Annotated in this window: 10 protein-coding genes; 9 read left to right on the top strand and 1 reads right to left on the bottom strand. The window is 48.0% G+C overall.

What is annotated here, in order from left to right; translation table 11 throughout:
- A partial coding sequence (locus ENN66_10340; protein ID HDS16979.1) for a hypothetical protein occupies positions 1–1,188 on the bottom strand: 1,188 nt, incomplete at its 3' end.
- Between the two features lie 360 nt (positions 1,189–1,548).
- On the opposite strand from ENN66_10340, the gene ENN66_10335 reads away from it, so the two are divergent.
- The 9 genes from ENN66_10335 (at position 1,549) to ENN66_10295 (ending at position 10,582) form a co-directional block, all read left to right on the top strand.
- Entirely contained in the window at positions 1,549–3,615 is a 2,067-nt protein-coding gene (locus ENN66_10335; GenBank protein ID HDS16978.1) for a HEAT repeat domain-containing protein, read from the top strand.
- Between the two features lie 232 nt (positions 3,616–3,847).
- Positions 3,848–4,276 carry a hypothetical protein gene (locus tag ENN66_10330; GenBank protein HDS16977.1) on the top strand — a complete coding sequence of 143 codons (429 nt, stop codon included), beginning with the start codon at positions 3,848–3,850 and terminating at the stop codon, positions 4,274–4,276.
- Positions 4,277–4,372: 96 nt separating this feature from the next.
- Positions 4,373–4,567 (top strand): hypothetical protein, encoded by a 195-nt coding sequence (locus ENN66_10325; GenBank protein HDS16976.1) that lies wholly within the window; start codon positions 4,373–4,375, stop codon positions 4,565–4,567.
- A gap of 406 nt (positions 4,568–4,973) precedes the next feature.
- The gene (hemL, locus tag ENN66_10320) at positions 4,974–6,257 is read left to right on the top strand and encodes a glutamate-1-semialdehyde-2,1-aminomutase (protein HDS16975.1); all 1,284 of its coding nucleotides are present in this window, start codon (positions 4,974–4,976) and stop codon (positions 6,255–6,257) included.
- Positions 6,258–6,376: 119 nt separating this feature from the next.
- Complete coding sequence (locus ENN66_10315) at positions 6,377–6,628, top strand: AtpZ/AtpI family protein (protein ID HDS16974.1); 252 nt, start codon at positions 6,377–6,379, stop codon at positions 6,626–6,628.
- A gap of 21 nt (positions 6,629–6,649) precedes the next feature.
- Entirely contained in the window at positions 6,650–7,069 is a 420-nt protein-coding gene (locus ENN66_10310) for a hypothetical protein (protein ID HDS16973.1), read from the top strand.
- A 78-nt stretch (positions 7,070–7,147) separates the two neighbouring features.
- Entirely contained in the window at positions 7,148–7,855 is a 708-nt protein-coding gene (gene atpB, locus ENN66_10305) for an ATP synthase F0 subunit A (GenBank protein HDS16972.1), read from the top strand.
- Positions 7,856–7,926: 71 nt separating this feature from the next.
- Positions 7,927–8,241, top strand: a complete 315-nt coding sequence (locus tag ENN66_10300) for a F0F1 ATP synthase subunit C (protein HDS16971.1) — start codon at positions 7,927–7,929, stop codon at positions 8,239–8,241.
- A gap of 460 nt (positions 8,242–8,701) precedes the next feature.
- Positions 8,702–10,582 carry a cytochrome C gene (locus tag ENN66_10295; protein ID HDS16970.1) on the top strand — a complete coding sequence of 627 codons (1,881 nt, stop codon included), beginning with the start codon at positions 8,702–8,704 and terminating at the stop codon, positions 10,580–10,582.
- Positions 10,583–10,842 lie beyond the last annotated feature (260 nt).

Genomic DNA, 10,842 nt, shown 5'->3' with positions numbered 1-10,842 from the left:
TCCACAGATCCGATGAAAAAACGGCAGCAAGTCAAACTCCGGACTTTTTTCTTCAATATGACAGCTCAGACACATCTCCCCATCCCCAAGCTTATGGGCCAATTTCTCCTGGCCTTTTGACTGAACATGAAGATAACCCGGTCCATGACAGGACTCGCACTGAACCCCGGCATAGCTGCCTACCTGGCGAATATCAGTAAATCCTCCCGGCATTTCATACCCCAGCGTATGACAACCGATACATTCGACATCGAAATGTTTTTCCTGCTCAACTAAGCCCTGGTAGGCTTGAGAATGCGCGGTTTTTTGCCACCGCGCATACTGCTCGGGATGGCAGGTCGCGCAGGCTTTCGCAAAAACATAACCATTACCTTTGGCCAAAGAGCTTTTTTTAATATTGGCTCCCACGCTCATCGACCTGGTAGCTTTCACCTGCTGCAAACGACTCAATTTAGCCTCAACACTTTCGACCATGGGGCCAATCTCGGGATGGTCCGGTATCGCGATTTTCAAAGGAAAAAAATGATTGAGTAAAAATAGTCTATCACCGACAATCTTGCCTTTATAACGAACATCAGCGGGCAGATTCTCAACACCCGCAGCTCCAAGAAAGGTAACGTCCAACCGCCCAACACTCTTGCCTCCCCGCTCCACATGGACAATATAGGCTTTTTGCACCAGGATCGGCAGAGAAATGCGATTCTCCTTGCTGCTGCCGATAATCAAATCAATCGGCAGCTCCCGCTGAGCAATCCTCCGGCAATCGCGAATATTAAGATTCGTCAGCAGTACCGTATATTCCGAGCCTTTCTTCTTCAACTCAAGCGAAATTTCCTCTGCCTTATCAAGAGGATTAACAACCTTGATTTTCTGTCCGGCAGGAAGTTTGTCAATCTTAAGGGCATCGTCACAAAGACCAAAAATACCTACCTTGACCCCGCCCGCCATTTTGATTATAGACGGAGTGAAAATATACTTGTCATGTTTATCGAGAATATTGGCTGAAAGAAAAGGAAAGTTGGCATTCTTCTCCAGTTTGCGCAAGTTATCGACCCCAAGAGAAAGGTCATAAGCCCCAACATTCAAAGCATCACAGCCCATTTTATTGAAAGACGACATGATCAAATCAGCCAACAGCTTGCCGGCAGCCAGTTTTTCCGGTCTCAGGGATTCTCTGCTGAAAAACAAATTACCGCCATTCAGCACCAGAAATGGAATCTCTTCCCGGCGCACATCATCAAGGAAGGTGGCACGCTTGGCTAGACCGCCACGCGGATTTTTATTTCAACCACAAGGAGTAATGGCTCCCCTTTCATCTGACGAATAAATAATCGAAAAAGCCTTTCCCGACGATTCCGAGGCACAAAGATCGGCCAAACCCATGACCAATAGAAATAATCCGGAAACAAACAGCAGTATTTTTTTTTGCATCACTTAAAACCTCAACCAGAGAAAAAACCGCTTCCCAAACAAGATTGATATCTATTACATACGAACAGGCGCATGTCAAGCCTTATCTTCAAATAAGCCCTTTTATTTCAATACGTTATGAAACCAACTAAGCCCCGAGCGGAGATTGTCGAAGACCTGCTGAGCAGTAACTGGGAGCTTCGCTGGCAAGTCTTTGAAATTCTAAACAGAACTCAGGTCGAATTCCGACATCACGCCCATGATTCAAAGGACCAACGGGAGCTATCCCAACTCGGGCTGAAACTGGCCGCAACCATCAACGGTCCAAACGATAAAAATTTATTTGTCATTATCACCGCCCTCTACTTTCTCGGCGGCAATCGCTATATTTTCCATATTATTAATCAGCTGGGCATAGATGATAAGGAAGAAAATTATCCCGGACTGCAACAGATAAAAAAAGACCTTGCCAACAACTCCGGCCGAGTTTCTTTTTTCGACTACTTTCAGCACCTGCTCAGCTCCCCCAGTGCCGTGGAAAGCACCACCACCATCGCCTCCTGCCTGATTCGCAGACTATTTCCTCAGACCGACGCGCTGCGGTTGTTGACAACCATTCCACAAACGGAAATTCGCCTGACTGCCTTAGCCCTTTTTTTGGAAGAACTGCACGAATTCAATTTTAATGATTTCCTTCTGAGCGACGACCTTAAAACGGTTCAAGAAAAACCAGAGCTGCTCTGCTTCCTCAATTTGCCCCTAAGTAACCGAGAAAGAGAGGTCTTAGCACCTTTGGCCGCACGTCTATGTTCCCAGGACAACATCATCTCCCCGTTTGTTTTTAAAACCCTTGTCCGGCTCACCCTGCCTTGCTGTCCCCAAATCGTCCTTCAGGCAAAGCTCGGTAATCCGGCAGCCCTGACCACGATGGCCCAACTCGGTGACATGAAAGCCTGCGATGCCCTGATAGCTACAGGACGCTCCCTCTGGCGAAATAAAAGAATGCAGGCCTATGCTGGTCTGAGTTTTTGCCCAAATCATGACGCTCTTGAAATTTTGCGCAAAAGAATTAATTCAAAAAATCCGGCTGAACGCCATGCTGTCCTCTCCGCTTTAGGTTCCAGCCCGAGCCCGGACTCCCTGCGCACTCTTTTTGAGGCCCTGACACAAACCCGCAAAGCTACCGAACAACGCCTCATTCTGCAACTCATAACCTATCATCCTCAAGCAGTGCCAGACCCTGTGTTTTCGGATCGTTTGGCAAACCTGTTCGACCATGGCGATCTTTATCCGGAACTCCTTGAAGCGATGAGCAAATTTGGCTTAAGCCCGCAATGGCGCCTGATTTTTTCTAATTTCAAGCCGCCATTGCTCCTCCATCATGAACAGCAGACCGCTCTGTTCATGACCCGCTTCGCCAATCTGCCGGAGATCCGCGCACAACTTTTCAACCTGGTCTTCGACCAAGACTGGACCTTTAGCTTTAAATTACTGAATTTACTTCTGCCATATTTTTCCATCAAGGACATTCCTCTTTTATGCGAACTCCTACGCAAATACGAGACCTTAGAGGAATTAAGTATCGCTGAGCGTCTCAGCTTGGGGCACAAAACCTCACTATTCAGGGACTCATTGTGCGATTTTTTTAATCACAACCCCTTGTCCGCGGAAAAATATCTATCTACCTTGACCGTGAATATAATCAACAACTCCTTACCCGCCACGAACCGGCTTTACGATTACTTCCTGCAACAACCCCGGCAACTCCGAAAAATTTTTCTGGAAAAAGATGATGCAGACCTTGATCGCCCTGAATCAGAGTTACCCCTTCTTTGCAGTATCTATTTCCTTTGCCAAATTGAAAACGACGGCAGCAACTGCCTGACCACGATCATCAACCATACGCGAAAATACGGTGGCTACTTCACCCTTGTCATCAGCCAACGACTTTGCGCTCTCCTTACTGAGAACACCATCCATTCACAAACCAAACTGCTGCCCGAGCTTCAGAACCTGATTGACTATCTGCGCCATCGTCCGGATCATGATGAATTGCGCGGCAAAACCTTGTCGGCCATCGCCGAGATCATGCGCCATGCCAGAGACCTGCGTCTCTGCATGGCGGTCACCCACGAGCGTGATCTGCGGATAATCAAAATCAAAAAGAACTTCAACCAATCCGAACCTTCATCGGGGGAACCTTAACCCCGATTTTCGAACCGCCACCTCTCCATCCCCCAAGAACAAACCACCCACCAAGCCTACTCAAAAGCCCCAGTCCGACAATCCATTTGACTTTTTTTGACAATACACTATAATTATAGAAAGAATATTTTCACAAAACCGCCGCGGAAGATCAAGGCGTCTCTAAGCGTTCGCGATCATTAAGCTTTACACAATTTGACTGGCGGTTTTGTTCATTATGCAGGAGTATAACATGTCCAGGCCCAGAGTCAGAGGCTACAACCATCCCGGCCAAGATTTAAAAATTGATGACATCGCCAGCCTCATCAGCAAAGTCCCTCCTCTCACCCAACTGGGAGCCCTATGCCTGATCAGCGGGAAATTTGTCGGTCTGCTTGCCATACCGGTGGTTTTCATTCCGGCCTTGAACAGCCTTGCCATTTTTTTAGTCATCACCTGGGGAGGGCTGGTTTTTACCTCCATCGCACTCTGCTCCTATGAACATTTTCGGGAAAAGAAGACGTCAACCGAGAAAGAAAAATTAGATTTGATCAACAACCTGATAGATGAGAGCCCGAGCCTGCGAACCATGTTGGTGGATGAATTACAGAGCGCTCATAATTCTGACAGCATGAAGCATGATGAATTTCGCGAACACCGCAAGGTAATTCAGCTGAGATAAAACAATTCAACCCAGGGAGTTTTTAGGCGCCCGCCCTGAAAAAAGCCGCTGTTTTCCCTAAAGGCCCCTGGGTGGGGAATGTCACGAAATGGAGTTATGAACAACATAGATGTAAAAATTCATCATGACGGACGCGTGGATTTAAGTCTTAGAAATTTTGACGACTACAGTTATCTCGACACCTCCAGAACCATCGAGCTGCTGCTTGGCAACGGCATTACCGATCGGACCCTACTGACAGACCAGTTCAGCGAAACAATTGTCACCAAAAGTCTGAAAAACAAGGACTAGGGCAGCCTTCACCAAGTCCTACGGTATCGAGAAACTAATGGCCATTGGCAGAAAATCTTTGCCTCATAAAAACTGACTTTCGATGACGTCCTCAACCTTGCGGCCACCTCCTGCTTAGGATCCAGGTGCAAACCTGCCGCCAATCAATCATCCATGATAACCATACCAACCATAATTTCGACAAAAACCCAAAGTTTGTTCAAAAAACGTCATCGACTCTGATTCGATTGAATAAATCCCTTGTCTACATGTTTTTCATCCGGTACAATCCGATTTTATTAAAACAGCGAGAGGACTTGGCCCGCGCCTTTTTCAAAGCGCTATCTTCTCGATTCCCCTCCCAAACCTTCCGGTTTAACAAGGTTTTCAAACTGCAAGACAGAAGCAACTAGACGAGGTAACCAGCATGAATCATACAATTTCCGAAAAGCTTTTTACCCGGGCTTGCCGGGTAATCCCGGGAGGCGTCAACAGCCCGGTCCGCGCTTTCCGTTCCGTCAAACTTAATCCCCCCTTTATCATTCGCGGTCAAGGCAGCAAAATTTATGACGTGGATGGCAATGAATATATTGACTATGTAGGCTCCTGGGGCCCCATGATTTTAGGACATGCACACCCGGCCGTGGTTAATGCCGTCAGAGAACGGGTATCTCGTGGCTCCAGTTTCGGTGCGCCGACAATGCTAGAAATCGAAATGGCAGAAGAACTTTGCGCGGCCCTGCCTTCTCTGGAAATGGTAAGAATGGTCAATTCCGGCACAGAGGCGACCATGAGCGCAATTCGTCTGGCCCGCGGTTACACGAAAAGAAGCAAAGTCGTCAAATTTGCAGGTGGTTACCACGGCCATGCCGATAATCTTCTGATCGCAGCCGGTTCAGGAGCCACCACCCTTGGCGTACCCGACAGCGCCGGGGTTCCCCCCGAGCTTACCTGTAACACCCTTTCAGCTATCTACAACGACCTCGGTTCCGTGGATCAATTGTTGACCGCCTGCGGCAGTGAAATTGCCGCAATAATCGTCGAACCGGTTGCTGGCAATATGGGAACCATCCCGCCCTTACCTGGATTCTTAAGCGGCCTAAGGGAGCGCTGCACGCAACACGGAATTGTCCTCATTTTTGATGAAGTCATGACCGGATTTCGCGTCGCTTACGGGGGGGGGCAGCTTTACTACGATATCATGCCGGATCTAACCTGCCTGGGGAAAATAATCGGTGGCGGTCTTCCTGTCGGAGCCTTCGGTGGTCGCCGGGAAATAATGTGTCAACTGGCGCCGCTGGGGAGCGTATACCAAGCCGGAACCCTCTCCGGCAACCCGCTGGCCATGGCCGCCGGGCTGGAAACCCTGCGAATTCTGAAAAAGGAAAACCCCTACCCGGAACTCGAAAGAAAGACCGCGGCGCTGGGAGAAGGTCTTGATGTGCTTTGTTCTGAACTAAAAATCCCTCATTATTGTACCCGGGTAGGCTCAATGCTTTGTACATATTTTACGGCCAACCCAGTATACAACTATGAAGACGCTCAATCGTCCAACTGCGAACAGTTTTCGAGGTTTTTTTCAGGCATGCTAAACAGAGGAATCTATCTCGCTCCATCACAGTTTGAAGCAGGGTTTGTTTCAGCGGCTCATAGCCAGGAAGACATTGAACGAACCCTCAATGCAGCCCGCGAGACGCTGACCGAGATTTGAACTTGACTTAACTTTACCGCCTATGATAATGGACGCTTGCTTCGGCTTATGAGAGTTCTTTAACAATATTCTATATTGTTTGCAACTGCGACTTAAGACCTCGCTGCCCAACTGTAACTATGGCAAAAAATAGCGCGCCTGGATTTAAAAAAGCATTTGTTCAGATTAGCCGCTATGGTACTGTTGGCCTTGAGCTTGGTTTTTCGGTTGCGATTGGAATCGTCTCCGGCTACTATCTGGACCGCTGGTTGAACAGCTCCCCGTGGCTGACGATTTTTCTTTTGCTTTGCGGAGTCGCTGCCGGCTTTAAACGCATTTATCAGGCATTGAAAAGTCTTGAGCGGGAACAGGAACGGGAAGACGCTTTATGAACGAATAGAGGGGGTAGCGGGATGAAAGACAAGCGCCTGATCCGCATCAATCTCTTCATTCTGGCAATGGCACTTGTCTTGACCGCAAGCGCAGGCTTGATCCGAATTGATCAGATCGGAATTACCGGGGTTGCCGTCGGGGGTTTCCTGGCGCTGACTTATTTTTTTCTGCTCAGTGTTTTGATCAGTAAAGCCTTTGCCGGAGCCGGACAGGATGGGATTGAAGGCAAGGCAGCTGGCAAGCTGGGCTTGAAACTGCTCCTGCTGACCGTTGGAATGGCGATTATCACAATAATTGTAATCCTGACGAAATTATGTCAGCCGTTTGGATTTCTGATTGGTTTTTCCGCGCTTTTTGGAGGCATTGCCTTTGAAACGATGGCCTACCTGGCTTTCAGCAAGTCAAGCGATCTTTCCCCGGACCACCCGGAAAAGACCTGATTCATCCGAAAGTCTTCAAATGCAAACACTAAGTAAGCTCCCCAAAACTAAAAACTAAACAGGTTAAGGTAGAGAATCATGCATCACGATCCAACGATTACCTGGGCAGCCCTGATACCTGGTCTCAATCTCCTGCCGGACCACGTTGCCAACGCGATTCTAATTGCATTATTGATCGTCATTCTGGTTCTATTGGGAACCCGGAAAATTCGCCATTGTAACCCTGAAGACCTGATCATCCCTGAAGGTCGTTTTAGTTTGCAGAATCTTTTGGAAACCATGGTCGAAGGTATTCTCAAACTTATATCCGACAGTCTCGGCAGCCAGGTTGCACGTAGTTTTTTGACCGTTGTCGGAGGAGGCATTTTTTTCATTCTGTTCTCCAACCTTTCTGGCCTGATTCCCGGATTCAATCCCCCAACCGGCAACATCAACACTACTGCAGGCTGTGCCTTGACGGTTTTCTGCATGACCCATTACTTCGGTTGGAAAGAACACGGCGCAAAATATCTTAAACAGTTTGTTGGTCCCTTCCTCTGGCTAGCTCCCCTGATGATTCCAATCGAAATCATTGGCCATCTGGCCCGCCCGATGTCGCTTTCCCTGCGTCTTTTCGGAAACATTATGGGCGATCATCTGGTCACAGCAATTTTCGTTATGCTGGCTCCTCTGCTGGTTCCGGTACCGATTGCTTTTCTGGGTTTATTCGTTGCCTTTGTACAGACTTTCGTCTTCACGCTGCTTTCACTGGCCTATTTTCAGGGAGCAATTTCACACGATCACTAAAAGATAAGCTATACTCTTCCGATTATCCCCGGAAGCTAATCTAACGTACTATTTACAGAGGAGGTGAGAACATGAAAAGAATCGTTCAAGTTGTAACCGCGATCGCCACATTATGCGCTGCCAGTGCTGCCATTGCCAGCGAAGTCGCTACCAAAAACTTCGATGGGACTGGAGTTGCGTATGCTGCAGCGGTAACGATTGCCGTGGCCGCATTTGGGGGAGCCTTCGGACAGTCCATGGGTATCAAATCGGCCCTTGACAGCATTGGCCGTAACCCCAGTGCCGCGAGCAAGATTACTACCCCGATGATCATTGGTTTGGCCATGATTGAATCATTGGTTATTTACGCCTTGGTTATCGCGCTCATGCTGGTTCTCAAGATTTAGTACCGCCATAAATGAGTCTGTTTTATCGACAGACGCCTAAAAGTTAAGTCAAGTTAAGTCGGCAGGCACCTCTGGTGCCTGCCTTAATTTACAGGCTTAGTGTATACAATATTCAGAACACTATATATATTAAAATAAACATCCCTCAGCTGAGAGATTCAAGCGCTGTCAGCGGGAAAACATAAGAGTCTGCTCTGGCCGAAAAACAGTATCAGCCCAAAGTATCTTCGATCAATCATCAGCACATCAGCAGTAAGGTTTAGTGGATACGGGTTTTACAATACTGCCGCTGAGGCCGGAAAGAGCAATCTGTTTTCTGTACTCATCTACCAGGCAGTCGCTTTTACATGCAATGAGCCGACCCCTGATCGGCAAAATCTGAGCCTTAGACACCCGCGAGAAATTCGTCTTGAACCAATTACAATGTTAGTGATTTAATTACAAAGGAGCGCAGGAAACCATGAAAGTACTCAAAGGACCCTTCCGCTTAGCCCTGATGCTGTTACTGATCGTCTCGTTTCTCCTCGGGACCGGACTTCGTAATAACGCCATGGCTAAACAGGCAGCTTCCGAAGAAATTTGTCTAGAATGTATCTCCGTAGGACAGTGCCTTGAATGCCATGATGAAATAGATTCGGGAACATTTGCCGCTTCCGCACATGGCGCCAATGCCTGTACCAGTTGTCATCGAGATATCTGGGATCTGGACAAGCATGCAGATTGTGAAGTGCCGATGCAACCCGTTAATTGCGGATTCTGTCATCGAGATGAAACCCGGGAGTATGCTCAGTCAGTACATGTTGATAACGATGTCAGATGCACCGACTGTCACGCCAATATCCATGATTTGGTATCATTGAAGGACGACAAAAGTAAATCGGTACAGATGTGCAGCGGCTGTCATGACAACGCCGAGTACATGCAGAGCGTGCATGGCAAAGGGTTGATGGCCGGCAACCCGGATTCGCCTTCCTGTGCCGACTGCCATGGCCTCCACAACATCATTGAGCTGAAAGTCAACGATGTAAATTCTGCGGCGGCTCTGCTTGCCAATGAATTTAAGACAAACAGCTGTGAGAAGTGTCACGACAATGCAGCAATGATGGCCCGTAATAAGCTGAGCTCGCATTCCTTCGCTTCATACCGCCAGGATTATCACGGTAAGGTAAAACAACTTGGTGGCGCCTCGGCGGTGGCAGGTTGCGCCGACTGTCATACGGCGCACAAGCAATTGCCGGCGGACGACCCGGAATCCTCCCTTTCAAAAGAAGGATTAATTGAAACCTGCGGCAAATGCCACAAACAGGCCAATAGCAACTTTGTCAAATACGCCCCCCATGCGACTCATCATGACCGTGAAAACTACCCGCTCCTCTACTGGACTTTCATTGCCATGACCGGGCTTTTGTGCGCGACTTTTGCAATTTTCTGGCTGCACACCATCTTCTGGCTGATAAGAAGCTACATTGAGAAAAACAAGCTTCGTCGGCAGGGAATTTTTCATGAAAGCCATTCTCCAAAGGTGTTTTACCGCCGTTTTACCTTTATGGAAAAGGTTCTTCATTTCATGATGATGGTCAGCTTCCTCGGCCTCGTGCTTTCCGGATTACCGCTGAAGTTCGTCGACGCTCCCTGGGCTATTGGACTGGCGCAGTTACTTGGTGGCCCGCAAATGGCAGGCCTGATTCATCGCTGGTGCGCGGTAATTACCTTCACGTACTTCATTATAACCTTTGTCTGGTGCTTATACTTTCTTCTGATTAAACCTACCGGAGAAAACTTTTTCCAGAAATTATTTGGACCAGATTCCCTTTTTCCTCGAATCAAAGATGGGCAGGATATTGCCGGGATGTGTAAATGGTTTATCGGCAACGGCGAACCACCCAAATTTGATCGTTGGACCTACTGGGAAAAGTTTGATTTTCTCGCCGTTTTCTGGGGTATGTTTGCCATCGGTTTTACCGGGCTGATGCTCTGGATGCCGGAGTTTTTTGCGCAGTTTTTACCGGGTTGGGCCTTTAACGTGGCCATTATTGTCCACTCCGATGAGGCTCTGCTGGCTTCAGTCTTTATCTTTACGGTTCATTTTTTCAACGCTCACATCCGTCCGGAAAAATTTCCGATGGATCAGGTTATTTTTACTGGAGTTGTCAGTGGCCACGAGATGGAAGAAGAGCGCCCGGCCCAGTTTGAGCGGCTTAAGGAAAAAGGACTGCTTGATAAATACAAAGCTCAGTATCCCGGGGTTTTGGCGGAAGCCATTGGTCAGATAATCGGAATCACTGGAGTAGCAATTGGCGTTCTTTGCCTCTTTTTGATCATCTGGGGATTCTTTGGCTAGATCAGCCTAAGCGCTCTCCAGCAACAGAAAGGGCCCGCCAGTATGCGGGCCCTTTCTGTTGCTGGTCAGAATATGTTTCACGATGTGGACAAGGTTCTTGCCCAGAAGGAAGACCATCTCGAAAACAGATAGAGCCGCATGGTTGTGATACTCTAAAATTGATCAGTTAAAGAGCTAGTGATTACGGAAAATTGACCACCCACAGCGACCTTTTCTGTATATGGTTTTTAAAACCATATACAGAAAAGGTGAAAGGATGC

It is taken from the genome of Pseudomonadota bacterium (genome assembly GCA_011049115.1).
Classification (GTDB): Bacteria; Desulfobacterota; Anaeroferrophillalia; order Anaeroferrophillales; family Tharpellaceae; genus DSCM01.
This window is presented reverse-complemented; position numbering and strand designations above follow the sequence as displayed.